This window comes from Enterobacter sp. RIT637, from assembly GCF_019718755.1.
GTDB lineage: Bacteria > Pseudomonadota > Gammaproteobacteria > Enterobacterales > Enterobacteriaceae > Enterobacter.
On the sequence record NZ_JAIHAZ010000002.1, the window covers coordinates 454,545 to 481,183 of the forward strand.

The 26,639-nt window shown below is 56.4% G+C and carries 23 protein-coding genes; 4 read left to right on the forward strand and 19 right to left on the reverse strand.

The genetic code is table 11. The annotated features are described in order from the left end of the window. Positions 1–11: 11 nt before the first annotated feature. The 16 genes from K5E19_RS05720 to K5E19_RS05795 form a co-directional block, all read right to left on the reverse strand. The gene (locus K5E19_RS05720) at positions 12–809 is read right to left on the reverse strand and encodes a PP2C family serine/threonine-protein phosphatase (RefSeq protein ID WP_042714629.1); all 798 of its coding nucleotides are present in this window, start codon (positions 807–809) and stop codon (positions 12–14) included. Then, positions 806–2,572 carry a type VI secretion system-associated FHA domain protein TagH gene (gene tagH / locus K5E19_RS05725; protein ID WP_221550350.1) on the reverse strand — a complete coding sequence of 589 codons (1,767 nt, stop codon included), beginning with the start codon at positions 2,570–2,572 and terminating at the stop codon, positions 806–808. Before tagH ends, K5E19_RS05720 begins: the two co-directional genes overlap by 4 nt. Before the next feature lie 123 nt (positions 2,573–2,695). Next, complete coding sequence (locus tag K5E19_RS05730) at positions 2,696–3,088, reverse strand: hypothetical protein (protein ID WP_143350104.1); 393 nt, start codon at positions 3,086–3,088, stop codon at positions 2,696–2,698. Then, positions 3,089–4,105, reverse strand: a complete 1,017-nt coding sequence (locus K5E19_RS05735; RefSeq protein WP_221550351.1) for a hypothetical protein — start codon at positions 4,103–4,105, stop codon at positions 3,089–3,091. It abuts the gene before it with no gap. 128 nt (positions 4,106–4,233) lie between these two features. Continuing rightward, on the reverse strand, positions 4,234–4,638 hold the full coding sequence (locus K5E19_RS05740) for a hypothetical protein (RefSeq protein ID WP_221550352.1): 405 nt from the start codon (positions 4,636–4,638) through the stop codon (positions 4,234–4,236). A gap of 65 nt (positions 4,639–4,703) precedes the next feature. Beyond that, positions 4,704–5,186: a type VI secretion system tube protein Hcp gene (locus K5E19_RS05745; protein ID WP_010432842.1), complete on the reverse strand. Its 483-nt coding sequence runs from the start codon at positions 5,184–5,186 to the stop codon at positions 4,704–4,706. 180 nt (positions 5,187–5,366) lie between these two features. Beyond that, entirely contained in the window at positions 5,367–5,756 is a 390-nt protein-coding gene (locus K5E19_RS05750) for a T6SS amidase immunity protein Tai4 family protein (protein WP_221550506.1), read from the reverse strand. Between the two features lie 368 nt (positions 5,757–6,124). Further along, positions 6,125–7,624: a type VI secretion system contractile sheath large subunit gene (tssC, locus tag K5E19_RS05755; RefSeq protein WP_028018712.1), complete on the reverse strand. Its 1,500-nt coding sequence runs from the start codon at positions 7,622–7,624 to the stop codon at positions 6,125–6,127. 3 nt (positions 7,625–7,627) lie between these two features. Further along, positions 7,628–8,152, reverse strand: coding sequence for a type VI secretion system contractile sheath small subunit (gene tssB, locus K5E19_RS05760; protein ID WP_010432827.1), 525 nt, complete (start codon positions 8,150–8,152; stop codon positions 7,628–7,630). A 75-nt stretch (positions 8,153–8,227) separates the two neighbouring features. Further along, on the reverse strand, positions 8,228–9,244 hold the full coding sequence (gene tssA, locus K5E19_RS05765) for a type VI secretion system protein TssA (protein ID WP_221550353.1): 1,017 nt from the start codon (positions 9,242–9,244) through the stop codon (positions 8,228–8,230). 11 nt (positions 9,245–9,255) lie between these two features. Continuing rightward, complete coding sequence (tagF, locus tag K5E19_RS05770) at positions 9,256–9,972, reverse strand: type VI secretion system-associated protein TagF (protein ID WP_221550354.1); 717 nt, start codon at positions 9,970–9,972, stop codon at positions 9,256–9,258. 16 nt (positions 9,973–9,988) lie between these two features. Next, positions 9,989–13,609 (reverse strand): type VI secretion system membrane subunit TssM, encoded by a 3,621-nt coding sequence (gene tssM, locus K5E19_RS05775; protein WP_221550355.1) that lies wholly within the window; start codon positions 13,607–13,609, stop codon positions 9,989–9,991. 2 nt (positions 13,610–13,611) lie between these two features. After that, positions 13,612–14,850 (reverse strand): DotU family type VI secretion system protein, encoded by a 1,239-nt coding sequence (locus K5E19_RS05780; protein WP_221550356.1) that lies wholly within the window; start codon positions 14,848–14,850, stop codon positions 13,612–13,614. Between the two features lie 17 nt (positions 14,851–14,867). After that, positions 14,868–16,211 carry a type VI secretion system baseplate subunit TssK gene (tssK, locus tag K5E19_RS05785; RefSeq protein WP_221550357.1) on the reverse strand — a complete coding sequence of 448 codons (1,344 nt, stop codon included), beginning with the start codon at positions 16,209–16,211 and terminating at the stop codon, positions 14,868–14,870. A 28-nt stretch (positions 16,212–16,239) separates the two neighbouring features. Then, positions 16,240–16,743, reverse strand: a complete 504-nt coding sequence (gene tssJ, locus K5E19_RS05790) for a type VI secretion system lipoprotein TssJ (protein WP_010432816.1) — start codon at positions 16,741–16,743, stop codon at positions 16,240–16,242. A 24-nt stretch (positions 16,744–16,767) separates the two neighbouring features. After that, positions 16,768–17,262, reverse strand: a complete 495-nt coding sequence (locus K5E19_RS05795; protein ID WP_221550358.1) for an SH3 domain-containing protein — start codon at positions 17,260–17,262, stop codon at positions 16,768–16,770. Between the two features lie 1,003 nt (positions 17,263–18,265). Here K5E19_RS05795 and K5E19_RS05800 point away from each other — a divergent pair. Next, positions 18,266–20,554, forward strand: a complete 2,289-nt coding sequence (locus K5E19_RS05800; protein ID WP_221550359.1) for an FdhF/YdeP family oxidoreductase — start codon at positions 18,266–18,268, stop codon at positions 20,552–20,554. A gap of 23 nt (positions 20,555–20,577) precedes the next feature. Beyond that, positions 20,578–21,474, forward strand: a complete 897-nt coding sequence (locus tag K5E19_RS05805; RefSeq protein WP_221550360.1) for a LysR family transcriptional regulator — start codon at positions 20,578–20,580, stop codon at positions 21,472–21,474. Here K5E19_RS05805 and K5E19_RS05810 read toward each other — a convergent pair. Together K5E19_RS05810 and K5E19_RS05815 are read right to left on the reverse strand one after the other, a co-directional pair. Continuing rightward, positions 21,453–22,211, reverse strand: a complete 759-nt coding sequence (locus K5E19_RS05810; RefSeq protein ID WP_221550361.1) for a phosphate/phosphite/phosphonate ABC transporter substrate-binding protein — start codon at positions 22,209–22,211, stop codon at positions 21,453–21,455. The genes K5E19_RS05805 and K5E19_RS05810 overlap by 22 nt on opposite strands. Continuing rightward, positions 22,204–23,187 (reverse strand): fatty acid desaturase, encoded by a 984-nt coding sequence (locus K5E19_RS05815; RefSeq protein ID WP_260411652.1) that lies wholly within the window; start codon positions 23,185–23,187, stop codon positions 22,204–22,206. Before K5E19_RS05815 ends, K5E19_RS05810 begins: the two co-directional genes overlap by 8 nt. Positions 23,188–23,316: 129 nt before the next feature. Here K5E19_RS05815 and K5E19_RS05820 point away from each other — a divergent pair, with 129 nt between their 5' ends. Together K5E19_RS05820 and gap are read left to right on the forward strand one after the other, a co-directional pair. Then, positions 23,317–24,297, forward strand: coding sequence for a GlxA family transcriptional regulator (locus K5E19_RS05820; protein WP_221550362.1), 981 nt, complete (start codon positions 23,317–23,319; stop codon positions 24,295–24,297). A 78-nt stretch (positions 24,298–24,375) separates the two neighbouring features. Beyond that, the gene (gap, locus tag K5E19_RS05825; protein ID WP_221550363.1) at positions 24,376–25,386 is read left to right on the forward strand and encodes a type I glyceraldehyde-3-phosphate dehydrogenase; all 1,011 of its coding nucleotides are present in this window, start codon (positions 24,376–24,378) and stop codon (positions 25,384–25,386) included. A gap of 47 nt (positions 25,387–25,433) precedes the next feature. Here the strand turns inward: gap and K5E19_RS05830 are convergent, their stop codons facing one another. Continuing rightward, complete coding sequence (locus tag K5E19_RS05830) at positions 25,434–26,621, reverse strand: MFS transporter (RefSeq protein WP_221550364.1); 1,188 nt, start codon at positions 26,619–26,621, stop codon at positions 25,434–25,436. Positions 26,622–26,639: the final 18 nt, after the last annotated feature.

Consider the following 26,639-nt stretch of genomic DNA (forward strand, 5'->3'; position numbering starts at 1 on the left):
TCCTTGTGTGTCTAATCAGTTCCGCAGGGAAGAAATTGCGCTGCGTCAGAGAGCGTATGCAGCAAAGTGGTGTCCTGAGGGTCGCCCATCCATACCGCCAGGGCCGTATAGTTGTCCTGAGCATTCCCCTCCTGCTCGCCATTCTTTTGAATGATTTGGTTCATTAAGGTCAGCCACTCCTGGGGCGTATTGACCATATGCAGCGACTGCTTCATTTGCTCTTCGCTGACGCCGTGCCAGAACCCGTCGGTGCAGAGTAAAAAGGCATCGCCGTCTTCCACCTGCACCACGTCGCTGTAGCTCGCTTCCGGCCCGCCGTTTTCAATCCCCAGCGCGAGGTACAGCAGGTTGCTGTTGAGATCGTCGGTCTGATGCCCCGCATCCTTCATCTGCTGCACCAGGCTGTGGTCGGTGGTCACATGCCACAGCCAGCCGCGGCGAAACAGATACAGGCGGCTGTCCCCGGCGTGCGCCCAGTAGGCCAGACGGTAATCCCGGTCAATGAACAGGCTCACCAGCGTTGTGCCCATTCGACGGTAATCCTGAACCGCCTGCTGTTCGCTGAGAATGGTGCGATTCGCCGTTTGCACATAGTCGCGAATATGCTGCGCATTCAGGTGCTTGTCGCCATCAAAGCGGGAAATAATGCTGTTGCGGGCCAGCTCAGCGGCCACCTCACCGCCCGGCAGACCCGCGATGCCGTCGCAGACGACAAAGCAGGCTGAACGTTCCCCTATGGTTTCTCCCGTCTGATCCTGGTTGCTGGCGCGCGTCCCCTGGCGGGAGAGAGAAGCCGTTGCGATATTCATTTGTCTTCCGATCCGCTCTGTGAGTCTTTGTACTGATTCACCTCCATGTCATACGCATGAAGGAAGGCTTCGCCGAACAGGGTGTGGAAGTCATCCTCAATTTCGCCTGCCGTCTCGCCATAGCTGCGAACGAAGTAGTCCCACAGGGCGGCTTTGCGGCTGCCCGGCAGCGCCAGACGGGAGGTCATGCCGTTCTGCTTCGCCTGCTCTTCCAGCTGTTCCGGGTTAAAGGATTGCAGCATTGCGGCGATGATGGCGCGAATACCGGAAATCATGCCCAGTTGGTGCGCCTGCAGATCGATCAGCGCATCGCGCACCGATTTGGTCGGCGGCATAAAGCCCGGCATCGGCGTACCGAACATCTGGATCAGTACGGTTTTCCCGGTTGGCAGCAGCTTGAACGGGTTGTTGGCATCGTCCAGCACCATGGTCATATCGGCTTTCACGCCGCGTTTGAGGATGGAGCGCGAGGAGAGCAGCGCCACGGTGCCCTGAGAGAACATGCCGAGGATCTGCCCCAGCTGACGCATATTCTCACGGTCAAACTGCGGGACGGGCTGCATTTCGCTCAGGCCCATGCCTTCCAGCAGCGCCTCCAGCAGCTCGCCCTGTAACACGTCCCCTTTCTCGCCGTTATTTACAGCGGCGGTTGGGGATGAGGCATTATTGACCGGGTCGATGCGCAGGCGGCCCTTAGGTGCCTGAGCGCTGCTGCGCGCAACCGCCTGCGGTGTCGGCATGGTGAAACCTGCGTAATCCGGACGCGCGGGCTCTTCTTCAACAGCACGCGGGGCTTCCTGCGGCTCAGGGGCAAACAGCGGAGAATCGGCGAGCACGTCCTCCTGCTGCTCAGGTTCCGTCACTGGCGCAGGCTTTTCGTCAAGAATGTCATCCGGATGGGTTAATGGCGCGCCGCCCATCAGCCCGAGCGGGTCGTCATTACGCGCGGCGGGCGCGCTGGCCGTGCCGCCAAACAAGGCCAGCGGATCGAGTTCATCCCCCGCCTCTTCTTTAGGTTCGACGGGCTTTGTCTCTACCGGCGGCACCAGCGTTGATGGCGTAATGTCGTCAAAGATGCTCTCTTTTTTGAACAATGCTTCATCGCCGAACAGCGTGTCGGGGTCAACGTTCTTACGCTCGAGCTTCGGATCGCTGTCGTTGAACATCGCCAGCGGATCTTCGGCGTTACGCTCCGATGCAGCAGGCTGGGAGAACGGATCCTGTGATGCCGCTGGCTGGGGTTTTGTGCGATTGCTGGAGATACTGTCGGAGATAGAGAACTCCTGCATCAGGCTATCCCAGATCTCCGTTGGCACGGCGGTCGGCTCGCCCTTCCCGCGCGGTGCGTCACTCGCCGGTTTAGGCTGCGGCGCTGGCGCGGGTGCGACTGTCGGACGCGCCTGCTGATGCATGCTGGCCGCCATGCGGCTCACCGGCTGCGTATCGTGGATAATTTCAGCCACTTCGATGCGGTAGTCATCAATACCCAGAACGTCTCCATCCTGCAGCTCAACCTGACGCCCGCGTTCCAGTGGAATATCGTTCAACACCACGCGCGTAACGCTGCCACGGTTAGTGACGCGACATTCGCCATTGGCGTCAACGTGAACAATAGCCTGCAGACGCGAGATGGTGCGGTCATTGTCCGGCAATACCAGATTGTTATCCGTACCGCGCCCAATGGTGCCGCCCGGGGCGTAAAAATCACAGCTGCTCTGCGGCGGCTGATGACCGGGTTTCGTAGAAATAATCGTGAATCGCATGGCGTATTCCTGCTGGTATGATTAGCGCTCAAACGCTGCCGCTCTCGGGGCGAGAACGGCGGCGTTTGGGTGGTAATGCAAGGGACAGTTTAATAAATTGAGCATCATCTGGAACGGCATTTTTTATCGCCCGGTAGCAACTAACACAAATAACAACAGCATTAAACACACCACTGAAATCGTTACTTTGTGAAACATATTAATCCAGGAGAAGCGGTATGTTGACAGTATTAATGTTCCTGCTTCAGGAGAAATTTGTCTTGTGCTCCCTGACTTTATCGGCTTGCACGCAATTATTTTTCTCATTAAGAATACGCGATGAGCAAATCCGGGTAATCCAAGCTGTTCATAAAAAAGGTAATCATTTATTTCTAAGTATTGTTTACTACTCAGAAGGTGAAATGCTTCTGTAAGTTCCTGAGAGTGTTTCCGATAAAAATAAACATATAAAACTAGAGAAACAAACAAACCTAAAAATACAAAAGAAAGCAGCATCAGACGCATTGATTCGTACATTTACTCGTCCCCGGAAAAAATCAAGTTGCTAATCCCTTCACCCAATTCAGCCCCCCCTTTTGTACCCATCCAGGCTCCCGCTGAAGTAGCACCTAGTCCTACAACAATTCCACACACAAGGGCACCAGTACCCATCGTAGGTATTCCCATTGCACCACAAAGAGCGCCAGTTCCTAAAGACGCAGCCCAGGCTCCTCCCGCAGCGCCAAGCGTGCCTCCTCCAAACTTACTGTATTCAGTAACAGCAACTTTTCCACATTCATCTTCACGATCGACAGTACAGGCTTTATAAACATCATTAGAAGTATTTAAAAAAGAGAAACCTAATGAGATCCAACCACCTGCTTTCATGATGCTAGCTGCGCGTGAAGAGCGTACTATATAATCTGAATATCCAGGAATCGCGCCAACCCCAACCGTACTCCATTCATGGACGATAGAGCGGCTTGATAAGTTCAATGCTTTTTTAATGTTTTCGTAGGTTTGAATCTTAAGAGTTAATTTGCTTACGTTATTTAGTAGAGGTTTTAGCTGAGAGAATAACGCCCTTCTTTCTATATAAAACTGCTGACCAATTAAAGAACCTTGTGATATAAATTGATTCTGATAAGTTCTCTCAATTTTAATGAGTATACTTTCAATTTGCCTGAAATATTTTTCACCTAAATCACCAGCATTTCCAGCCAGTTTATCGCCTAAGGAAGTCAATGCAGAAATATTTTCATAATTAGCGTGGAGATACTCTGCAACAGATGTGTTTAATGATGCCAACGCATGGTTACTTTTCTGTTTTGCTCTGGCAAGAATACTCAGTTGCGATGACTGATTCGTATTGTTTGGGTCAGCCACGATGAGTAACTGTCCCGGTTTCAACCAAGGAGTATCATTGTTTATTTGCATAAAGTATCTGGCGGCTTCGCTATTTACATTATTAAACAATAATCGCGCTTGATAATCTAAAGTTCCAGGATGTTGGACCACACAGTAGCCCGGGCTAACGGTTGAACGTTGTGTCATATTTAATCCCTTTAATCAACACACTTAGTGTTCAGAGTTTGCAGTGATGAATTATTTAATCATTTTGTAATTAAACAAATATTCAAACGCTGACGCACTCTTTAAAACATCTGCGTTTGAAAACTATATCATTCACTCATCATTAAAAGTAAGTCGCTACTCGAACCTTTCTTTAATATAAACCGTGCTGCATATCGAATAGCAGTTTTTTCATTGACAACCTTCAATACAACATCATACTCGCCCTCGCGCCAGTCAACCTCATCCAGACGAATACATTCCTCTGAATTCAAGATACGCATTGCTGGAGGTTGAACATGGAAATTCATATTTTCCCATTGATTACCAACGTGTTTCATTACAGATGGTGCGTAAACTGATATAGGCCCATTAAAATTTGAATCCTGCCTGATACCAAGACAAGGGATATTGTTTTCTAACGTGACAGAAAGTTTCTCATACTGTGCAGGAGGTGAGATGCAAGCACTACACGCTAATGCAATCGATAATACGCTTAACTCTCTAATCATCATTAACCTGCAGCATATTAGGAATCAATCATCATGACCGGGGAGGTTCCCCGGTCATGGATGAACAATTACGCTTCTTTGTTCTCTTTGATGTTCCAGCCAGCGCTGCTTTCAGCACCTTTACCACCGGCGGTGGTCTGCTCCCAGTACTGCTGTTTCACTTTCGCAGCCTGGAATGCGTAGGTCACGCCAACGGTGTCGCCGTTGTCTGCACCGGTGTACTGAACAGAGGTCACCAGGACGTCTTCCAGGGTGATGCGGGTGTATTCAACCTGCTGGCCACCTGCTTTGCAGACGGACAGTTCAACTTTGGTCAGGTGCTTACCGCTTGCGCAGTGTTTCAGGACTGCTGTAGTGGATTTGTCGATCAGCGCGTTAACGTGCAGGTCGTTAAAGTTAACTTTACCGGCACCGCCGCCACCGCCAACGCTCATATTACCCGGCTGGGATGCACCCCAGGAGAAGGAGGTAATATCAGTCCAGCCGGTGTGGTTAGAATCTTTAGACTCGCCCGTAACACCCTCGACCTTCAGAAACATATCAATAGCCATAATATCTACTCTTCGTGAATGAACAATATTGCTTTCGAAAAAGCCCTTATATGGCAAACAGGAAAGCATGGGGCTGAATAAAACCGTCCATATTTTACCTCTGCCTCATATCAAATGACCCGTGTCATTTGACAGTCTTACATTCCCCCTGAATGAACGGAAAGAATGTGAAGTCTTTTACTACTCCGGGTTATCCTGAATCCAGGTACGTTCAGGATCGCCAATGATGACCTGCGGAACCAGTTTATTCAGTTCGTCGCTATGATAAAGACGTAAACAGTTTAAGGTTACGCCTTTGATATCGGGTTTTCGCTCTGAATGAAAATCGTTAATTTGATTTTTATATTTCGCAATAAGGGCATTCACTTTATCAGTGCCATTTTCGGCATCAAAAGGTATCCACTCAATGAATGCACTCGCACTACGGGACGCATCAGCAGAAAATTGGCTGCCTTTATCTGCCACTTGCGCAAGACAGCGCGCCAGAACTAAATCTTTTAAAACCTGCCGATATGTTTGCTGATGATAAAAATCAGGATAGCTATCTCCGGCACACACGTAAAAAGTCATAAATGCGAAGAAAAAACAGAAACGTTTCACCTTATATCCTTTGCCATATGCTCAGTAGCGCATCTGCCAGCGTGAGGCACTAACTTTTCTCTTTCCATTTCTCTGCGACAACGTATATCCCTATCGCTAATGCATTAAGTCCAGCACATAAGAACCCATGCATTGCGATCCGGGGTATATCTTCCGGCCAGTCAAAGATAAACAGATAGTAGCCGGATACCGTCACACACAGCATGAATGAAATAATTAACAACGTATAAATCGTTAAATAGCTGATGAATTTTTTTGTTATCGCTTTCACAGGTAAATTCATTAGCTATCTCGTATTCACAGTAAGGCCGCCGGCCCCAATGGGCCGGCCACCTTCATTACGCGTCTTTCGTCTTCAGCGACGGCAGTTTAGAAACCAGACGCAGGGAAACGGTCAGACCTTCCAGCTGGTAGTGCGGACGCAGGAAGAACTTCGCGGCGTAGTAGCCCGGGTTGTCTTCGATTTCCTGCACCTGCACTTCCGCAGCCGCCAGCGGTTTGCGGGACTTGGTTTCCTGGGAGGAGTTAGCCGGGTCACCGTCCACGTAGTTCATTACCCAGTCGTTCAGCCAGCGCTCCATCTCTTCGCGCTCGCGGAAGGAGCCGATTTTGTCGCGCACGATGCACTTCAGGTAGTGGGCAAAACGGCAGCAGGCGAACAGGTACGGCAGACGTGAGGCCAGACGCGCGTTGGCGGTGGCATCCGGGTCGTGGTACTCGGCCGGTTTTTGCAGCGACTGCGCGCCAATGAAGGCGGCAAAGTCGGAGTTTTTGCGGTGAACCAGCGGCATAAAGCCGTTTTTCGCCAGCTCGGCTTCACGACGGTCGCTGATGGCGATCTCGGTCGGGCACTTCATGTCCACGCCGCCGTCATCGCTCGGGAAGGTGTGGCACGGCAGGTTTTCAACCGCCCCGCCGGACTCCACGCCGCGAATCGAGGTGCACCAGCCGTACTCTTTGAAGGAGCGGTTGATGTTGGCAGCCATCGCATAGGCGGCATTCGCCCAGGAGTAGCTGTTGTGGTTCGCGCCGTCGGTCTGCTCTTCGAAATCAAAGCTGTCGACCGGGTTGGTGCGAATGCCGTACGGCAGGCGCGACAGGAAGCGCGGCATCACCAGACCCAGATAGCGGGCATCTTCGGATTCACGCAGTGAACGCCAGGCCGCGTATTCGGTGTTCTGGAAGATCTTGGTCAGGTCGCGCGGGTTAGCCAGCTCCTGCCAGGACTCCATCTGCATCACGCCCGGTGCGGTACCGGTGATAAACGGACAGTGTGCCGCAGAGCCGATGCGCGCCATTTCGCCCAGCAGCTCAACGTCCTGCGGGCTGTGGTCGAAGTAGTAGTCGCCCACGATGCAGCCAAACGGCTCGCCGCCGAACTGACCGTACTCCTGCTCGTAGATTTTCTTGAAGATCGGGCTTTGATCCCAGCCCACGCCCTTGTAGCGCTTCAGGGTGCGGCCCAGCTCCTGCTTGGAGATGCTCATAAAGCGGATCTTCAGCATCTCGTCAGTTTCAGTATTGTTTACCAGGTAGCTCAGGCCGCGCCAGGCGCTCTCCAGCTTCTGGAACTCGTCGTGGTGAATAATCTGGTTCACCTGCTGCGACAGCTGCTCGTCGATACCGGCAATCAGGTTCTGAATGGTGCGGTAGGTATCGTTAGAGAAGGTGACGGTATTTTCCAGCGCCTGCTGCGCCAGGGTTTTGACCGCGCTTTCTACGGCGGAGCGCGCCTGATCGGTTTTCGGGCGGAACTCTTTGTTCAGCAGCGCGCTGAACTCATCCTGGCTGAACGCCTGACCCGCCTGCTGCTCGTGTTGTTGAGTCTGGTTGCTCATCGATTATTCCTCGCTACCTTTCGCGCTTTCGTCATTTTTCGGCAACTGGCTCAGGGATTTGAGCAGCGTCGGATCCTGCAGAATTTTTGCGATCAGCTCTTCCGCACCGTTTTTGCCGTCCATGTAGGTCAGCAGGTTAGAGAGCTGGGTACGCGCTTCCAGCAGCTTGTTCAGCGGCTCAACCTTGCGGGCCACCGCATCCGGCAGGAAGTCGTCCATGCTGTCGAAGGTCAGATCAACATTCAGTTTGCCTTCGCCCGTCAGGGTGTTATCCACGTTAAACGCCACGCGCGGCTTCAGCGCCTTCATGCGTTCATCAAAGTTATCGATGTCGATTTCAAGGAATTTACGCTCATCGACGGCCGGCAGGTTTTCCACCGGTTTACCGACCAGATCGGCCATGACGCCCATCACAAACGGCAGCTGAATTTTACGTTCTGCACCGTAGATCTCTACGTCGTACTCGATCTGGACGCGGGGAGCACGGTTACGTGCGATGAATTTCTGTCCACTGTTACTCATTGCCATGATGTTCTCCATCAAAGATGCGCGGTGAAGGTGAAACGGCAGGCTCCATGCCTGTCGTCATAATGCCAGGACGCGTTATTCGCGGCGTCCAAAGATGTTTTCCAGTTGGTTAACGCCGTCTGGCGCCAGGTCGCGAATAATGTCCATAAAGTTAAGTTCAGACAGCCGCTGCACCCGCTCAATCATCAGCGGTGCGGGATGGCTCGGTTCGTACTGCGCAAAATACTGTTTCGCCTTTTCCAGCATCAGCTGGGCGTCGGCACGGCTGGTGACCTGCACGCTGCGCCAGTCAGTGACCTGCTGAACGGGCTGCGGTGCCGCCGATTGCTGCTCGGTCTGGGGTTCAGCCTGCGCCTCACGGTTCGGCAGCAGCTTGCTGATGTCGGTCACCTGACAGGCGCTGGCGACCAGCCCAACGGTTTTCAGCAGTTGTTCCATCTCCGGTACGCCGCTCTCGCCAAGATACCCGGTGAGCAGATCGCGAATGGCCAGCAGGCGTTCGTTAATCACAATGACCGCTGCGGTGCCGGGCTGGTCGCCGCGGGCCAGCTCGTCAATCAGCCTTGGGCGGCCGCCGGGATAATCAGGGCATTCGGTTTTACTGCCGTCGAGCAGCGCCTGCGCGTCCCGAAGCGAAATTTCATCCCCGTTCGAGCGCAGCAGCGAGGCGTTGCGTACCGCGACGGTGAGGTCAGATTTATCGCTCAACCCCGCAAGGGCGTTGATGCGGTAGAACGGATCGGTTTCGCCATACTCTTCCAGCAGCGGGTAGAGTTGCTCCCAGTAACGGGTCAGCGCTTCCTGCACCAGTAGCAGCCCGTCTGCATAGCCCGCGAGCCCACGACGACGCGTCCAGGCATGGGTAAGCGCCAGCAGGACGCGAAGATCTTTGGTGCGGGTCAGCAGGCTGGTAGCGAATTTTTCTACCGTGTTCCAGTCAGCGGGCTCTGCCGGAATGATAGTGTCGCCGAACTGCTGCTCCGCTTTCCCCTGGCTGGCCTGATTCATGATCTGGAAATCGGCGTCGTACTCCAGGTTTTCGCCGCAGGGCTTTTCGGGGCTTATCGGCGCGAGAAATTCTTCGATATTCATGAGATCCCTGCTTATTCAAACATTGGCGGATAAAGACCGTGGCGGCCCGGTCGGGCGCCACCTGCCGGATCGAACAGCAGCGTAAAGAGCTGCCCGGTAAAGTTGCCGCTGTGGACGTGCGTGTAAAGCGGGTAGCCGTCACAGCGGTTCGTCCACCAGAAGCTGGTCTGACGCAGCGGGTCAAAACACTCTGCCGCCTGCGGCCAGCCCAGCGTGGTTTGACCGTCATCGTCATAGCCAATCACGTCCAGAATGTCGGATCGCTTTTGTGGCTCAACGGGCTGCGGCGCCGGGATACTCATCAACATCTCGTCAAGCTGCGAGGCGGAAAAACCGTTGCGCACCGCGTGCAGTCCCAGACGACCCAGCTGTTGGTACCAGCTTTCGGCCTGGCCGAGCAGACGCGATGACCATTCGGCAGGACTAAAGCTCAGCTGAATGCAGACCGGGTAGTGGCGTCCTACGCTGTCACGTCCCGGTAGCAGGCAGCCCATCTGGATCATCTGGCTGCCAAGCATAGGCGGGACGACAAAGTTCCACACCGGAGCTTTCGTAAACTGGCGCTCACCGCTGCGCTGCTCTTCCTGTTGCCAGGCCAGCAGGCCGACCTGAAACCAGTGTGACCACTGGCGCTGAAGGGTGTCAGGAAAGCGACGCTGCAAAAAGTCACCGGCGCTGGGTAATTTGCCATACCAGCTGTAGCGGTTCATCGCAGGGGTATTCGTCATACGGCTGTCCTTGCGGTTATGGGCATGAGAAACGGGGAAGCTGGAACGGGTTGCGGATGCTGTTTGGCGCAAACTCCAGCGTGACCTGATGACCGTCGACGTTGAAGGTGGCCTGACGGCTCAGGCTACCCGCGCCAGGACTGGTCCGGGCCTTATCGAAAAAGCGGTTCAGCGCCCAGGATCCGTTAGTCACCAGAGATGCCGTACTGCCGTTTGCCAGCCCGAGCTGCATACGCACCTGGTTGGTGCCGCCCGGTCCTGGCCAGTTCATGATCTGCACCGCCTGAGGGCCGTGGCTGTAGCGCAGAAGCTGGCCGTCAACGTCCAGCGTCAGGTTCAGAATGGTGTTATCCATCCGCACGGTGCGCACCGTGACCTTATAGGACGGCGTTGTCGCCCCGTTGGCAAAGAAAGCGTCGCGGATTGACTGCGCCTGCTGGAACGGGCGCAGCAGCCCTTCGCTGCCCGGCAGGGTTTTACCGTCGATCCCCGGCATAAAGCGCCAGTTGGCCTGGGTAGTGTCGACTTTGTTGGTCAGGTTATCGCGGAAAAAGGTATCCATCAGCCCGGTACCGGGGGCAAACATGCGGGCGAGATCGTCAGGCGTGACTTCCGTGCTGGCGCTGCGCACCAGCGGGTAGCGACCGGCAATCGCCTGACGGCAGAAACCGCCCACTTCCACGTTAATGCGCTTACGTACGTTTTCCAGATCGCGGCGCTGGGTGTCGCTGCTGGCACCCACGGCCATATTGCTGAACATGGTTTGCAGCCCGCCCGGCAGACGGCCCGCACTGGCCTGCAGACGGCTAATCGCGTCGCCGCCCGGCGCAGGCATTCCGCTGTTGGCCGCATCCTGAACGGCGGTCAGGTAGCGATACAGCTCATCAACCTGCTTGAGAAAATCGTCAAACACAATGGTCTTTCCGCCTTTCTCCAGCGGCTGCGCCAGCTCTATCATCGGCGCATAGTGATCAGTCACCAGCTGCTCAGGCGCCTGTACCGCTACCGCTCCCTGCGTTGGCGCCGCATCGCTGTTACTGAACAGCGCCTGCAGCGTGCGGGTAGCACGGTTGCTCTGCTCCTCCGCTTTCCCGGCATCCTCTGGCGCAGGCGCATTTCGCGACAGCGTCAGCACCTGACTCAGGTTCAGCACCAGACGGCGCAGCGGCGAGTTTGCCCCGGAAAGCAGGCGCGCGGTGTTGATACGCTGGGAGAGATCGGCGCTGTTGTTAAGCTGAATGTCGGCGAGAAAGCGATCCCAGTTGGCGATAAAGTCACGCATGTAAAGCTGGCGCACCGCGTTATCGATCTGCTGTTTATCTTCCTGGGCCGTGGTGGCACCCAATACCCAGGCGTCGTCTTCATGCAGAGCGGTCGTAACGCTGTCAATCTGGCCGTTAAAGCTTTTCCAGTAGCCGTCCGGGGTATACAGACCCGGCACGCCTTCGCTGACCGGCTTGCCGCTTTTGCGGGAAAAGACCAGCTCGCTCTGCGGGCCGCCGAGATCGGAAAGCGAAACTGGCTTCAGGTTCTCATCGTGCTCCAGCAGGCGCTTCAGACGACCGTAGACGCGAGTGGAGAGCGGCTGCTGATTGATGAGCGCCCTTTCGCGCGCGATCAGGGATTCATCCAGCGCATAGGGTGACGCCTGAATTTTCGGTTCCAGCAGTTGGGTCAGATGCCATTCAAGCTGCTGAAGCTGCGCCTGCGTGACGTCCTGCGGCAGGTTGCGCTGCAGGTTGAGCATCACCCAGGAATGCAGGAATTTGCCGTCGTAGTGTTTCGGCTGATAGAGCATCTGATAGGCTTTCAGCGCCTCGTAGCTGTATTCGACGTCGCTGCCGTTGTCGTTACGCAGCCAGGTGGTGATGTGCATCGCCACGGCGGGGAGCAACATCTGATCCAGCGCTTTCTGATACAGGGACTGCGATGCATCGCTGACGTCATCCCCGCGATAAAGACCCATGCGGCGAGAGACCGGCGGGTCATTCACATCAAAGGCACCGCTCTTCGGCAAATCGACCAGACCATTTAGCAGCGGCAGCAGCGCAAAGAGATCGCGCTGAGGTTGATTTTGCAGCGCCTTACTCTGCTGCTCCAGCACCGGCACTTTGGCGTCAACTTCTTCCAGATACGCCTTGTTTTTAGCGTAGCTGGTCAGCCACAGCCCGCCCAGAATCACCAGCAGGGCCAGCAGCGCCGCGTAGCCGGACCAGATCACCGCCCGGTTGCGCAACTCCCACCAGCGGTTTTCACCGGCAATGCCCGCTTCCTGGAAAATGACGTTTTGCAGCAGATTCTTGATAAAGAAACTCTGGCCCTTCGCGCCCGGGATCGGGGCTTCTTTGCTGACGGAATCCCAGTTGTCGCTTTCGGCCCCTTCCGGCAGAGAGAGCGCGCGGTTAAGCTCGCCCATCACGCGGTCAAACGGCATGCCTTCCTGGGTCCCGCTGGCAAAGTAGATACCGCGCGGCGAGAATTCGGTTTCAAAGTTTGAACGGGCAAAGACCGTGCTCAGGTAATCCGCCAGCAGCGGGCGCAGCGCGGCAAACTCCTGCGGGAAGAGATAGGCTTCCGCGCGGGTTTTGCCGTCGTGCTCCTTGAGCATGGTCTCCGGCAGACCGGCATCCAGGCGCTGCTGGAGCAGAGAAAACTCCTGCTGGAAGTTGCCCATCAGGTCGTAATCCGCGTGTTTGGTCTGCTCCCACGGCAGCGTAAAGCCCCAGATCTGGTCGCGCTGCGCTTTGTCGTAATCGGCAAACCAGGCGCGGAAGCCCTTGAGCAGGTCAGCCTTGGTTACCATCACGTACACCGGGAAGCGGATGCCCAACTGCTCATGCAGCTCGGAAAGACGCTGGCGCAGGTTCACCGCCTGCTGGCGGGACGCCTCGGCGGACTGGGTGAGCAGGTCGGAAATGCTGATGGTAATAATCACACCGTTGATCGGCTGGCGACGACGATACTTACGCAGCAGGTTGATGAACTCCAGCCATTCCCCGGCGTCCTGAACCTGTTCGCTCTCCTGCGTGGTGTAGCGTCCGGCGGTATCCAGCAGGACAGCCTCGTTGGTGAACCACCAGTCGCAGTTGCGCGTGCCGCCGATGCCCCGCAGCGCGGTTTTACCGAAGCGATCCGCCAGCGGGAACTGCAGCCCGGAGTTGGCCAGCGCGGTGGTTTTCCCGGAGCCCGGCGCGCCGATGATGACGTACCACGGCAACTGATAGAGATACTGTGTGCTGAAACGCTGCGTCCACTGCGCGCTGTGGCCCGCTTTACTGAAGTGGGCTTTTTTCAGCATCTGCGCGGCTTCGTCGAATCGACCTGCGAGGATCTGCTCCTCGTTATTCAGGCGTTTCTGCGGGTCGGCCGCGTCCGCTTTGGTGGTGTTTTCATTGAGCTTGTCCATCAGCTTGCGGTTCAGCCAGGCGTTATACAGCCGGGGCAGAATGTGGCTCTGGGCCCAAATCAGGTACACCACCGCGATACTGATAACGCGGTTCTGTTCAGATTCAAGCGGGCGGGTATCCACGATGGACAACAGCGGACCAATCATCCAGATCACCGCCGCGAGCGCCGTTACGCCGAGGAAGCTCCACAGAATGCGATTGGTCAGTATGGAAAGAAGAGTAGTCAGCATCCTTAGTTTCCTTGCGGCAATCCGTTCAGCTCAGCCTGCGTATTTTCAGGCGACACCAGCAGAGTAATTTCCACACGGCGGTTACGGGCGCGGTTTTCTGGCGTATTGTTTGGTGCCACCGGGTTAATCTCGCCCCGCCCTTCCGCTTTCACGCGTTCAGGCTGCGAGAGACTTCCCTGCAGCTGTTTTTGCACCGACCGGGCGCGTTCGAGAGAGAGCTCATAGTTGGAGGCAAAGCGCGCGCTGCGGATCGGCACGTTGTCGCTGTAGCCCACCACCAGAATTTTGCCGCTGACGTTATTCATCGCCTGCGCAATGCGGTTGATGACCGGCTCATAGCGGTCACGCACCACCGTCGAGGCCGAGGCGAACAGGCCGTCCCCTTTCAGGATCACCACGCTGCGATCCGCTTCATCCTTCACCGCCACCAGACCGGCATCAATTTCAGGCTTCAGGAAGCCGCGCAGGTTCAGTACCGCAGGCAGCTGGCGAGCCGGCTGCTGAATGGTGGTTTCCGGCAGTTGAGACTGGTAAATCTTCGCCAGCACCGGGCTGGTGTTATCGCCCAGACGCCAGTTAAGCACGATATAAAACAGACAGGCGATAAACCCGACCAGCGCCACGCAGGCCCAGAGGGGAACCATCGGACGCCACAGCTTGCGCAGTACAGGACGATCTTCCGGGTGCACCGAGAGCGGTGGCGCGTAGCTGCCGCGCACGCTGCGGATCATCTGCCACAGTCGCTGTTTAATGGTTTCAAGCTGGGTGCGTCCATTGTCCAGCACCCGATAGCGGCCCTCGAAACCGAGCAGCAGGCAGTAGTTGATCATCTCCAGCAGCAGAATATGTTCGCGCGGGTTCTGAGAGAGGCGCGCCAGCAGCTGGAAGAATTTTTCCCCGCCCCAGGTTTCGTTATGGAACGTCACCAGAAGGCCGCTGCTGGACCAGACGCCGCTGCTGCCCCAGGGTGTGAGCGCGGCGGCTTCATCCAGCGCCGTACACAGACAGTAGCGGGCGCCGACGATCACTTCATACGGCAGCCCCGCCTGCTGGCATCGCACTTCGAAACGGCGAATTTCGTCGATCAAACGCTGGCGCAACGCCACCTGATCGTCATGAGAAACCGAATGACGGATTTGTGGAATGGCATTGAGCAGCGGGTTGGCAGCCGCCACCAGCTGATTGTTGCCACTGGCTCCGGTAAACACAGCATCACTGCCGGTATCCTGTCGTTCCTGCATATTTAGTGCTCGCTTTATTATTCTGTCGGGCTACGGATGGCCCAAAACTCCATATCGAGACCCGGAAACTCCCCTGCGAGATGCAGAGCGAACGCACCGGACTTATCCATCTCGTGCCACAGCTCACTGCCTTTCTCCAGCTCGAAATAGCTGTAGCCCGCGTGCCACGGTATCTGCGGCGGGGCGACCGGCATGGCGCGCAGCATAATACCCGGCAGCTGCAGCTGAACCAGATCGCGAATTTTCGAGACCGGTGCCACCTTCATCTGGGCCGGGAAATGGGTTTGCAGGTGTTCGCCCGGCACGTTGGCTTTCACCGCCAGCACGAAGCCGAACTCGCGCACCATGCTGGTCTCCGGCACGGTGGCGATATTCAGACCGTGGGAACGCTCGTTGAGCGGCAGCTGGATAGCGTGATCTTCCATCACCAGCGACAGCCCCTGACGCAGCATCAACATCAGCTTGCTGAAGCAGATCGCCAGATCGTCATGGTCATACACCGGAAGCACGCTCTCGGCGGTGCGTTGAGAGGTCCAGGTGGCCAGTTCCGTCGCAAACGGCAGCCAGCTGCGCCACAGCGTTTCCGGGTGGAGGAGCGGCAGGGTTTTTAAATGGGAAATTTCACCAAGATGGCGGTTAACCAGCGAAAGCAGCGTGAACTCAATCAGTTCGGAGGTATTAAAACGCCCGGGCTGGCGCAGACGTCCGCCAATCTGCTGGCTGCGCTGCACCAGCAGCCCGTGCAGATCGTTGATCATGCTGTAGATCTGCGGACTGTAGTTGGCGTTTAGCATCGGCGGAATGTAGCTGTTGTCGAGCCGCACGTGGTTGTCGTTGCGTTTTTCGCTCACGAAGGCCACGCCGATGGCGGTCCACTCTGCCGTGAGATCTTTTTCCAGCATCAGGGTCAAGCGCAGACGGCCAAACTGTACCGTGGCATCGCCCACTGACATGGCGTTATCGTCTTCGACTTCCTCTTCAAAGGCGAGGTAACGCGCCAGCGAGGCCTGCTCTTCGCTGAAAATCACCTCTTCACGTTCGCCGCGGCGAACCGGCAGCGCAAGCACCACCTTCTCATTGGTGAGATTGTCAGGGATCTTCAGCGGCACCGGGCCGTTGCGGCCATTTCGCACCTGGAAAAAGGTGCCGTCAGGCAATAACCCGCTGCAGTAGCTCAGCGCTATGCAGCCCTGGCGGAGCATCGCTTCGTCCAGTTCAACGTCGAGAAAGCCCCACAGATACGATCGCTGCAGCGCACCCCATTCACGAATGTGGTTCAGCAGGTAACTTTCTGTCCGCTGAAAATGGTGTGGACGCAGGAACATCCCTTCGGTCCAGACGACCTTTTCTGCTTTCGTCATGATGATGTGTTTCCTGTTATGAAGCGCGTTACTGGCTGATGACCCGGATACCGTTCACGTCCAGGAAGACGTTGGCGATGAGTTCATCTGCGGACCATTTCCAGAACTGGTAGAAATGGTTTTCGCCGGGAACAGGCAATGGGATTGAGACGCGCCATTTTTTCCCGTCCAGCGTCTGATATTCCGCCATCACGCCGATATAGCGTGCCTCGGGCGAGCTTTGTCCACTCAGGGTTTTCGAAAGCTGGCCCGGCATCAGGAAGAACACATCGCTGTTAAGCAGATTCGCGCCAAGTGTGGCTGACGCGTTGTTCTGCAGGGAATAGAAGTCGCTGGACATGAAATCCGCATCGGATTTCAGCAGCAACACTCTGACCTTTAATGGCGCAGAATCATTGATTTGGGGGTGAGCCTGAAACTGCAGATTGTAGCGGGAGGGGTCGCTGTGTGAAGACGACGTACAACCACTCAACAGGGTGAAAATCACCGCGAAAAATGCTAACCCGAGCTGATGAAACGTTTTTGTATTCATAAAAAATACGCTCTTGAAACCCGTTTAGTTCAGGATCCAGGTGCCGTTTGCGCTGTCTTTGCAGGCTTTGCTGTTGCCATCGACGTCAACACAGGTTGCTTTCTTACGCGCTTTAGGGCGGATCGCCTGTTTACGCACGGTGGCTTCGTACTGGTCGGCCTTGATGACGGCGCGCATAGGAACGTAACCAATCAGCTGCTCATTCCCTTCGTCGGCAAGCGCCATCCAGAAGTGTTCAACCTGACCCAGCACCACGTAGGTTTTGCCGGTCTCGAGCGTGCGGATCACTTTTCCGCCGTAGTCCGGACGGCTCATCAGGGATGCGGGATACATGGCGCGATAAGGCTCATTCACCTGGGTGAACTCTGCCGGAGGCAGCACAACGTGACGGTGAGTTAAGGTGACGCCGTTAACCTGGCTGGTCACGATGGTATCGTCAGTGATCGCAGGTTTCTGCGGCGCTTTACAGCCCGCCACCGCCATTACAAACAGAAGTGAAAACAGTACGCGCATTTTCATATGCTTTTCCGTAGCGATATTTCGATGATGGAGATAAGGAGATGAAGTTTGACTTAAGTGCTATTGTTAAAATAGTCAGGATATTTTCGGGGCGTTACTATTTTTAGGGCATAGCTACCGCACGAGCCTTTCAGAATAAGGCCCAGCGTCTTCCTGACATATTTTGACAAACGGTAAACAAGTTTACATGAGCTTCGCATCAATTCAATATTTACCGTTACGTAACTGTTGGTAAATGAAGCAGTCGGTAGATTATAGGATTAATCTTAATAAAAAATCATACATGGCCTGAATCCCTTTATTCCCTTACCTAAAACCTATATAACAATCTGTTTTATAAATAAAAAAACCAAAAGAGAACCACTTTCATTAACGCAATGTCGCTATTATCGCCACTACCATAATTAGTAGAATTGGCGTATTGGTGATATCAGAAGAACATATCGCCGATGAATTATTTGTTGCACTAACAGGGTATCTTTAATATTGCACGTACTTTACGCTCAGAATGGGCCTATTTCACTTATGCCGCGCGGCGTTAATTTCACGGCTCAAAATAACTTTATATTTCTCGTTATGAAAATTTCCCTTTAAGGCATAAATTATATCCATTAATTATTAAGCCTGAGTTAACCTTCCCGCCATTATCGCCCCCGAAAAATGCACACGATTACCCGCCAGTCGCCAGCCTTGTCAGTTTTTGCCGCTCGCTAGCTTCATACGAAGTTTTATTGCTGCTACATCTTTGTCTGTTCACGGCCATCTATCTCACCTACCGGATGATAGATAAGATTTATTATTAAAATGATAAAAATTCGTTATAATTTCTTTAAATTTTTAGGCATCACACTCGATAAAGCGCTGTAATAAAAAGAATTTAATAAGAAGCAATGTTCCCTTACGCATGCGCGTAGCCATCCGGTATTCATTGCTTTTACTTATTGCCCGGCGCAGCGCTTTTATGGGTTCAGATGTTGTGTGACCGAACAAATCAGGAGTGGGTATGAACACGAAAAGACGCGCAGTTCCCGGCATCAGACACTATGACGGTCCCGCCGGAGGCTGGGGCGCGCTGAAAGCGACGGCCATCGCGGTACGTACCCAAATGGATACCCTGGACGCCCCCGCGACGCTGCTGCGTACCAACCAGCCGGACGGTTTTGACTGCCCGGGCTGCGCGTGGCCCGATAAAGAACACAAATCGACGTTCCAGTTCTGCGAGAACGGCGCGAAGGCGGTGACCTGGGAAGCCACCAGCAAACGCGTCACCCCCGCGTTTCTGGCGGAAAACAGCGTCGCTTCGCTGTTGGCAAAATCGGACTTTGAGTTGGAAGGCTACGGTCGCCTGACGCATCCTCTGCGCTACGACCGGGCAAGCGATACCTTCCGCCCTGTCGGCTGGGACGAGGCGTTCCAGCGTATCGGCGAAGTCTTGCGCGGGCTCGAACCGGATCGGGTTGAGTTTTATACCTCCGGGCGTGCTTCAAACGAAGCAGCGTACCTGTTCCAGCTCTTCGCCCGCGAATACGGCACCAATAACTTCCCCGACTGCTCGAATATGTGCCACGAGGCCACCAGCGTCGGCCTGCCGCGCTCGATTGGCATCGGGAAAGGTACCGTCTCGCTGGACGACTTCGATAAGACTGAGCTGGTGATCTCCATCGGCCACAACCCCGGCACTAACCATCCGCGAATGATGGGGACTCTCCATGAGCTGGCCCGTCGCAACGTGCCGATTATCGTCTTTAACCCGCTGCGCGAGCGCGCCCTCGAACGTTTCGCCGACCCGCAGAGCGTGATTGAAATGGCGACCTACAGCTCCACGGATATCGCCTCGACCTATTTCCAGGTAAAGGCCGGAGGCGATGCCGCCGCGCTGAAAGGCATTGCCAAACACCTTCTCGACATGGAGGCCGAGCGCGGTGGCGTGCTGGATCATGCATTTATCGCCGAACACACTCAGGGCATTGAGGACTTCGCCGCCGATATCGCGCAAACCCGCTGGGACGACATTGAGCGCGAGTCGGGCCTGAGCCAGGCGGCGCTCAGGAAGGTGGCCGAAGCCTATGCCAAATCGAATGCCACCATCATTACCTACGGGATGGGCATTACCCAGCACAATAAAGGCACGGCAAACGTCCGCCTGATCGCCGACCTGCTGCTCCTGCGCGGAAATATCGGCAAGCCCGGCGCGGGCATCTGCCCTCTGCGCGGCCACTCAAACGTGCAGGGGAACCGCACCGTCGGGATTAGCGAGAAACCCACGCCGGCCTTCCTGAACCGTCTCAAGGACGTTTTTGGCTTTGAGCCGCCATCTCACCACGGACACGATGCGGTGCAGGCCACGCAGGCGATGATCGATGGTCGTGCGAAAGCGCTCATCTGCCTCGGCGGTAATTTTGCGGTTGCGATGCCCGATCACGAACGGGGTTTTCCGGCGATGGGTAACCTGGATTTGAGCGTGCACGTCGGCACCAAGCTGAACCGCACCCATCTGCTGGTGGGCAAAGAGACCTTTATTTTCCCGTGCCTCGGCCGCACCGAGCTGGATATTCAGGCGACGGGCCGTCAGTCCATTACCGTCGAAGACTCCATGTCGATGGTGCACGCCTCGTCCGGCAAGCTGAAGCCCGCTTCGCCGTTGCTCCGTTCGGAACCCGCCATCGTGGCCGGCATGGCGAAAGCCACACTGCCGGAAACCCGCGTGGACTGGCTGACGCTGGTTGAAGATTACGACCGCATCCGCGATCTGATCGAGCAAACCATTCCAGGCTTCGAGAGCTACAACGCGTGGATCCGCGTTCCCGGCGGTTTCCGCATGCCGCTGCCGCCGACGCAGCGCATCTGGCCGACCGCGACGGGCAAAGCGATGTTCTCGGTGTTCGAGGGCGTTCACGAGAACGCCAGCGGTGAAGGCGAGCATGTGCTGCGGCTGATCACGCTGCGCAGCCACGACCAGTACAACACCACCATTTATGCTCTGGACGACCGCTACCGCGGGGTCTTTGGCCGCCGCGACGTGCTGTTTATGAACGAAGACGATATGGCACAGTCAGGGCTGGAGCACGGCGATCGCGTGGATATCGAAACCGCCCTCCCCGACAGCGTTCAGCGCCTGGAGGACATTACCGTGGTGGCGTACAGCATCGCGCCGGGCACCGTCGGCGCCTATTACCCGGAGGCCAACGTGCTGGTGCCGCTCGATTATCTCGACAAGGACAGCGGCACGCCGTCGTATAAATCGGTGCCCGTTCGCATTACCCTGCGCTCAAAAGAGATCCGCATGCTGTAAGGCTGTTGGCGCGGAAGATCACGATGGATATTAAACAGTTAAAGTACTTAATCGCGCTCGACGAGACCCGCCATTTTGGTAAAGCGGCCTCGCAGTGCAATATCACCCAGCCGACCCTCTCCATGCGCATCCGCAGCCTGGAAGAGGAGCTTGGGCTGGTGCTGATTGCGCGTGGGCAGCGCTTTGAAGGGTTTACGCCGGAGGGTGAACGCATCCTCGCCTGGGCCCGCGCCCTGCTGGCCGCGCACGACGGGCTACAGGCGGAGGCCGCGCTGTGCAAAGGCCAGGTGGTGGGTGAATTACGGCTGGGGATGGTGCCGCTGGCGAGCGTGGATCCGATGATTTTTATTCGCCATCTGACGCAAAAATACCCGGAGCTAACCTATAGCCTCTATTCCATGTCCTCAGCGCAGATTGCCGACGGGGTCAGCCGCAACCAGCTTGAGCTGGGAATTTGCTACCTCAACAGCATCGACACCAGCCTGTTTGACATTATCCAGCTGCCAGAAACGAAGATGGGCCTCCTGCACGACGTCCGCCATTTCCTGCTCGGCCAGACAACGCTTGCCTGGCACGACCTGACGAAATTTCCGCTGGGCTTCCTGACCAAAGGGATGCACTACCGGGCGCATATGGAGGCCAGCTTTAAGGCTGCCGGCATCGAACCGACGTCCGTTTTCGAGAGCGACTCCACGTTCCAGATCATTCAGGCGGTTCAGAGCGGCGTGTGCTGCGCCGTGATGCCGCTGAACAACGGGCTGGAAGCACTGAACAGCAATTTCAGGATTGTCCCCATCGCCGATGCGAACATTGAGGCGCCCGTTGGCCTGATTATGCGCAGGCAGAAGCCCGTCTCCTCGCTGGCGCTGCGCTGCTTTACCGACGCGCAGGAGATTTATCACGCAGTCAATGAAGCGTAGGCCTGGCGCGTCACCACGCTAAAACCGTCGATCAGCACCGCGTCGCAAATCTCCCGGTACTCAGGTGAACTCACCAGGACGCGGAGCGCATCGCGAATGGCGTTAAGCGTTTCAGGCGAAGTGTTTTGCGAGGCGATCAGCGGCAGCCCCGGCGTCAGCGGGGTACGGTCAATGACCGCCAGCCCCGCAAGCCGTTCCGGCTCATGGCGCTGTAGTAGCGCCCAGGTTACGCAGTCGATGGCCGCAATATCCCCCACCCCGCCTTTTACATCAATCAGCGACTGGCGATGGCTGCCGCTGAAAATCACCTGTGAAAAATAGTCATTGACCGTATCAGGCGCCACTCGTCTTCGCAGCGTGTTGTAGCCGGACTGGGAATCCGGCGCATTACACACCACCCGCCGCCCGCGGATATCATCAACGCGCAGGTGTTTATCTTCTTCACGCACCACCAGCAGGCTACGGTAAGCGATCCCTTCGCAGCCCGGCGCCGCGTAATGAAAACAGCCGACAACCTGCACTTCCGGCAACCGCGTGACCAGCGGATAACCGCAGGTCTGGCTCAGGATGAGCCCAGGCTGCTGCCAGTGCGCCAGTAAGTCCTCTTCCGGGATGCCCGGCACAGGATCACCCACCGGCACACCACGTGCCAGCAGCAAAGCGTGCACGGCTCGCCACAGCGCGTCGGTATCGGCCCGATTGACGGCATACATCGGAAACGCCAGCAGGTTACTCATGCTCTTCTCGCTTTATCCCCGGATGAACCGTGACGTCCACAGCCTGATCCCAAAACTGCCGCAGCCATTGGCCGTAACCCTTGACCACAAAACCGTGATTCCGCTGCTGGTACACCGCCCGGTTTTGCTGGTAGAGCGCCTTCAGACCATACCAGGGTACACCTGGCAGATCGTGATGCACTGAATGGTAGTTGAGATTCAAAAACAGCACCTGCCAGAAGAGCCCGGCTTCGTTAATCACCGAGCGGGCGAGAGGATCGTCTGCAGCGCGGTGCTCGAGGAAAGAGCGCACTTTGGTGAGCGCCAGCGCGGGATAGCTCACCGCCAGCACAAACCAGACCGGTGAGAAACCGACATAGCGCATCCAGACAAACAGCCCCGCCAACAGCACGCCATGCACCAGCCACATTATCATCGCCCGAAGGTGCTGCTGGCGAAACGCCGCGACGACACTTCCCAGCGTCTGGACGATATCCAGCAGCGGAGCCAGTAACAGCCGGCCCAGAAAAGTATTACGCAGATGAATAATGCGCTTCTGCCAGGGCGCAAAACGCGCCCAGCTCTCTTCGGTAAAATAGTAGGATTCCGGGTCGTCCACCGGTACCGTGAGATGTTCGTTGCGGTGATGGGCCAGATGCGAGTCGCGGTACAGGCCATAGGGATACCAGACCGCCAGCGGCAGCGTACCGAAAAGCTGGTTTAGCCGGGGAAAGCGCGTCGGATGCCCGTGGATCAGCTCATGCTGCAGCGACAGATACCAGGCGGTAAACCAGATCAACAGCACCGTGGCGGGCAGTAAGCCGAGCGTGCGCCAGTACGCCAGCGTGGCAAACCAGCCGGTATAAATAGCGATAATTAACAGCCAGGTGGGAAGCTCGCTTCGCCACAGAAACCGTGCGGCAAGCTGGTGAATATGTTTTCGCTGTTGCGGGTGTAAATAGAGACTCATTCCTTCCGATGCCGTTCCGCCCGTCATTATGTGTCCTGACGATCCGGGAAAACGGCTGAAATAACAAAGAACTTAAATCGCTTTGCTTTGCCAGAAATGGCGTTTATGCGCTCTGTTCCAGTTGACTTATTGTGTAATAAAGCTACTTTTCAGGACATGAAGAAGATCCTGATTATTGTTCCTGACGGCGGCATGCTGTTTGAAGCCGCCGGTATCGCCGACATTCTGATGCAGGCCAACCGGCTGCATCCGGAAGGGCTTTCCCACCCACGCTACCGGATTATCATCGCCACCACGCAGCCTCACCAGGTGATCCATGGCCAGTCCGGCCTGAATTTGCTGGCGGATTACCGTCTGCCGGAGCTAGATCCGCGTGAACCGCTGGACACCATTATCATTACCGGACGCGGCATGAACGAGCAGGAGAGCACGGCGGTGGTCGACTGGCTGCATCTTGCAGCGCCCCATGCGCGGCGTATTGCCTCCATCTGCGGCGGCGCGATGCTGCTTGCCCAGAGCGGTTTGCTTGACGGTCGACGGGCAACCACACACTGGCGTCTGCTGGAGACGATGCAGGCCGCTTATCCGGCCATCAGGGTGGAAGGCGGCCCGCTCTACGTTCAGGATGGGCCTATCTGGACCTCCGGCGGGGTCAGTTCCGGTTTCGACCTGACGCTGGCGCTGGTGGAAGACGATTACGGTTTCTCTCTCGCCCGCGACGTGGCGCAGGATATGGTGATGTACCTTCGCCGTCCGGGCGGGCAGCTGCAGTTTAGCCGCTATAATTTGCAGCAGTCCGGCACCCAGGGGCCGATTAGCGAACTGCAAAGCTGGATCCTGCAAAACCTGACCGCCGATCTCTGCGTTGAGAGCCTGGCGGAAAGAGCGGCGATGAGCCCCCGTAATTTCACCCGCGTTTTTACGCGGGATGCGGGAGTCTCTCCGGCCCGCTACGTGATGGAAGCGCGTCTTGCCGCCGCCCGGCAGCTGCTTGAGCAGACCAGCGATCCGCTGGAGCTGATTGCTGAGCAAAGCGGGTTTGGCACCAGCATCAACCTGCGTCGCGTTTTCGAGAAACAGCTTCATCTCACCCCAACGGAATATCGCCAGCGCTTCCACTGCCGCAAAATGGCGTAATGTGATCCTTTTTTGTCATTTACGCCATTCAGCCCGACGCCTACAGTGACTCCAGACAACAGAGATAAGGAGTGCATCATGGTTAAGGTCGGTATTAACGGTTTCGGCCGTATCGGACGTAATTTCCTGCGCGCGGCGCTGGGTAACCCGGATCTTCAGATTGTGGCCATTAACGATCTGACGGACAGCCAGACCCTCGCCCATCTGCTCAAATATGATTCCCTGCTCGGCACGCTGCAGGTACCCGTTGAGGCGGCGGACGGTGCGTTACAGGTCGATGGACAGCGGATTACCGTATTCAGCGAACGCGATCCGGCGAATATCCCGTGGCGCGACGTTGGGGTGGACGTGGTGATTGAAGCCACCGGTTTCTTCACCGAACGCGAAAAGGCGGCGGTCCATATCACCCACGGCGGCGCTAAGCGCGTCATCATCTCTGCACCGGGCAAAAACGATGACCTGACGGTGGTGATGGGTGTAAACCACGAGCTGTACGATCCGGCCCTGCACGCCGTCGTGAGTAACGGGAGCTGTACCACTAACGGACTGGCTCCGGCAGCACAGGTGCTGCATCAGCAGTTTGGTATTGAGCACGGCCTGATGAACACCACGCATGCTTATACCAACAGCCAGGCGCTGCACGACCAGCCGGAGAAGGATCTGCGCGGTGCACGCGCGGCGGCCCTGTCGATTGTGCCTTACTCCAGCGGCGCGGCGAAGGCGCTGGGGAAAGTGATCCCGTCTCTGGACGGTAAGCTGACCGGGTATTCTTTGCGCGTCCCGGTTCCGGTGGTCTCGATTGTGGATTTGACGGTAACGCTGAGCCGTAACGTGACCGCCGACGAGGTGAATGCCGCGTTCCGTCAGGCCGCGGCTAGCGGACCGCTAAAAGGGATCCTGGGCTACAGCGATGAACCGCTGGTCTCCAGCGATTACCAGGGCGACCCGCGCTCCTCAATTATCGACGGGCTGTCCACGCTGGTGATTGGCGGAAACATGGTGAAGATCCTGGCGTGGTATGACAATGAGTGGGGCTTCTCAAACCGCCTGGTGGATTTGGCAGTGCTGATGGATAAGAAAGGGCTGTAAGCCTTATCTTGATGCCGGGTGGCGCTTGCGCTTACCCGGCAAATAATTCACTCCGCTTTTACTTTCACACCCATAAACACAATCACCATTGCCGTCACCAGCAGGAAACCGCTGCCCGCAAACACGCCGCTGGCACCGTTGAGGTCGAATACCGCCCCGCCACCCGCCGCGCCTGCGCTTATTGCCAGCTGAATAGAGGCCACCAGCAAACCGCCAGCACTTTCGGCTTCATCAGGGACGGTGGTTGCCAGCCAGGTTGACCAGCCCACCGGTACCAGGCCAAAGGCAAAGCCCCAGAGCGCAACCAGTAGCCCATCCAGCATCGCCAGATGACCAAACGCAACCATCATGAGCGCCAGTACACCCATGGCGAACGGCACCAGCGCCAGCGTCAGGCGCAGATTTCGTGCCAGCAGATGTCCAGCTATGGAGGTGCCGACAAAGTTGGCGATACCAAAGCCAAGCAGGATCAGCGAAATCGTCTCTACGCTTGCCTGACCGACGGTCTCCAGGAACGGGCGCAGGTAGGTAAAGAAAGCAAAGTGGCCGCTGAAGATCAAAATGGTTGCCAGCATCCCGCCGATCATCCCCGGACGACGCAGCACCCGGAACAGGGTTCCCAGACTGCCGCTGCTCTCCGGCTTCATCGACGGCAGGACCCAGACCTGCCACAGCAGGGCCGCCACGCTCGGCACTATGCAGAGAACAAAGACGTTACGCCAGCCAATCAGGCTGCCCAGATAGCTTCCCAGCGGCGCCGCGACAACCGTTGCAATGGACACGCTGGAGAAAATCACCGCCAGCGCTTTCGGCACCTTATCGGCAGGTACCAGCCGCATCGCCGTGGCGGTCGACATCGCCCAGAATCCCCCGATTGCGACGCCCAGCAGCAAACGTCCCATCAGCAAGACGTGCAGGGTTGGCGCAAAGGCCACCAGCAGGCTGGAGACGATCTGCAGCACCGAAAAGAACATCAATACCCAGCGACGGTCGATACTTTTGGTGGCTGGGGTAATCAGCAAGCCGGTGACCAGCGCCACCAGCGCAGTCGCCGTGACGGCCTGCCCGGCCATCCCTTCCGTTACGCCCAGACTGGCAGCCATTGGCGTAAGTAAACTGGCGGGCAGAAACTCTGCCGTGATCAAACCAAAGACGCCCAGCCCCAGTGAATAGACCGCCCGCCAGGCGGGTTTTGCAGGCGCTATCGCCTCGCTCGCCGCGACACATGAACTCATCTGTTGATCTCCCGTTAC

What these genes read in the sequence shown, in the direction of transcription:
- K5E19_RS05720 (WP_042714629.1), bottom strand. Translation starts at nt 809, where the DNA reads ATGAATATCGCAACGGCTTCTCTCTCCCGCCAGGGGACGCGCGCCAGC.
- tagH (WP_221550350.1), bottom strand. Translation starts at nt 2,572, where the DNA reads ATGCGATTCACGATTATTTCTACGAAACCCGGTCATCAGCCGCCGCAG.
- K5E19_RS05730 (WP_143350104.1), bottom strand. Translation starts at nt 3,088, where the DNA reads ATGTACGAATCAATGCGTCTGATGCTGCTTTCTTTTGTATTTTTAGGT.
- K5E19_RS05735 (WP_221550351.1), bottom strand. Translation starts at nt 4,105, where the DNA reads ATGACACAACGTTCAACCGTTAGCCCGGGCTACTGTGTGGTCCAACAT.
- K5E19_RS05740 (WP_221550352.1), bottom strand. Translation starts at nt 4,638, where the DNA reads ATGATGATTAGAGAGTTAAGCGTATTATCGATTGCATTAGCGTGTAGT.
- K5E19_RS05745 (WP_010432842.1), bottom strand. Translation starts at nt 5,186, where the DNA reads ATGGCTATTGATATGTTTCTGAAGGTCGAGGGTGTTACGGGCGAGTCT.
- K5E19_RS05750 (WP_221550506.1), bottom strand. Translation starts at nt 5,756, where the DNA reads ATGACTTTTTACGTGTGTGCCGGAGATAGCTATCCTGATTTTTATCAT.
- tssC (WP_028018712.1), bottom strand. Translation starts at nt 7,624, where the DNA reads ATGAGCAACCAGACTCAACAACACGAGCAGCAGGCGGGTCAGGCGTTC.
- tssB (WP_010432827.1), bottom strand. Translation starts at nt 8,152, where the DNA reads ATGGCAATGAGTAACAGTGGACAGAAATTCATCGCACGTAACCGTGCT.
- tssA (WP_221550353.1), bottom strand. Translation starts at nt 9,244, where the DNA reads ATGAATATCGAAGAATTTCTCGCGCCGATAAGCCCCGAAAAGCCCTGC.
- tagF (WP_221550354.1), bottom strand. Translation starts at nt 9,972, where the DNA reads ATGACGAATACCCCTGCGATGAACCGCTACAGCTGGTATGGCAAATTA.
- tssM (WP_221550355.1), bottom strand. Translation starts at nt 13,609, where the DNA reads ATGCTGACTACTCTTCTTTCCATACTGACCAATCGCATTCTGTGGAGC.
- K5E19_RS05780 (WP_221550356.1), bottom strand. Translation starts at nt 14,850, where the DNA reads ATGCAGGAACGACAGGATACCGGCAGTGATGCTGTGTTTACCGGAGCC.
- tssK (WP_221550357.1), bottom strand. Translation starts at nt 16,211, where the DNA reads ATGACGAAAGCAGAAAAGGTCGTCTGGACCGAAGGGATGTTCCTGCGT.
- tssJ (WP_010432816.1), bottom strand. Translation starts at nt 16,743, where the DNA reads ATGAATACAAAAACGTTTCATCAGCTCGGGTTAGCATTTTTCGCGGTG.
- K5E19_RS05795 (WP_221550358.1), bottom strand. Translation starts at nt 17,262, where the DNA reads ATGAAAATGCGCGTACTGTTTTCACTTCTGTTTGTAATGGCGGTGGCG.
- K5E19_RS05800 (WP_221550359.1), top strand. Translation starts at nt 18,266, where the DNA reads ATGAACACGAAAAGACGCGCAGTTCCCGGCATCAGACACTATGACGGT.
- K5E19_RS05805 (WP_221550360.1), top strand. Translation starts at nt 20,578, where the DNA reads ATGGATATTAAACAGTTAAAGTACTTAATCGCGCTCGACGAGACCCGC.
- K5E19_RS05810 (WP_221550361.1), bottom strand. Translation starts at nt 22,211, where the DNA reads ATGAGTAACCTGCTGGCGTTTCCGATGTATGCCGTCAATCGGGCCGAT.
- K5E19_RS05815 (WP_260411652.1), bottom strand. Translation starts at nt 23,187, where the DNA reads ATGACGGGCGGAACGGCATCGGAAGGAATGAGTCTCTATTTACACCCG.
- K5E19_RS05820 (WP_221550362.1), top strand. Translation starts at nt 23,317, where the DNA reads ATGAAGAAGATCCTGATTATTGTTCCTGACGGCGGCATGCTGTTTGAA.
- gap (WP_221550363.1), top strand. Translation starts at nt 24,376, where the DNA reads ATGGTTAAGGTCGGTATTAACGGTTTCGGCCGTATCGGACGTAATTTC.
- K5E19_RS05830 (WP_221550364.1), bottom strand. Translation starts at nt 26,621, where the DNA reads ATGAGTTCATGTGTCGCGGCGAGCGAGGCGATAGCGCCTGCAAAACCC.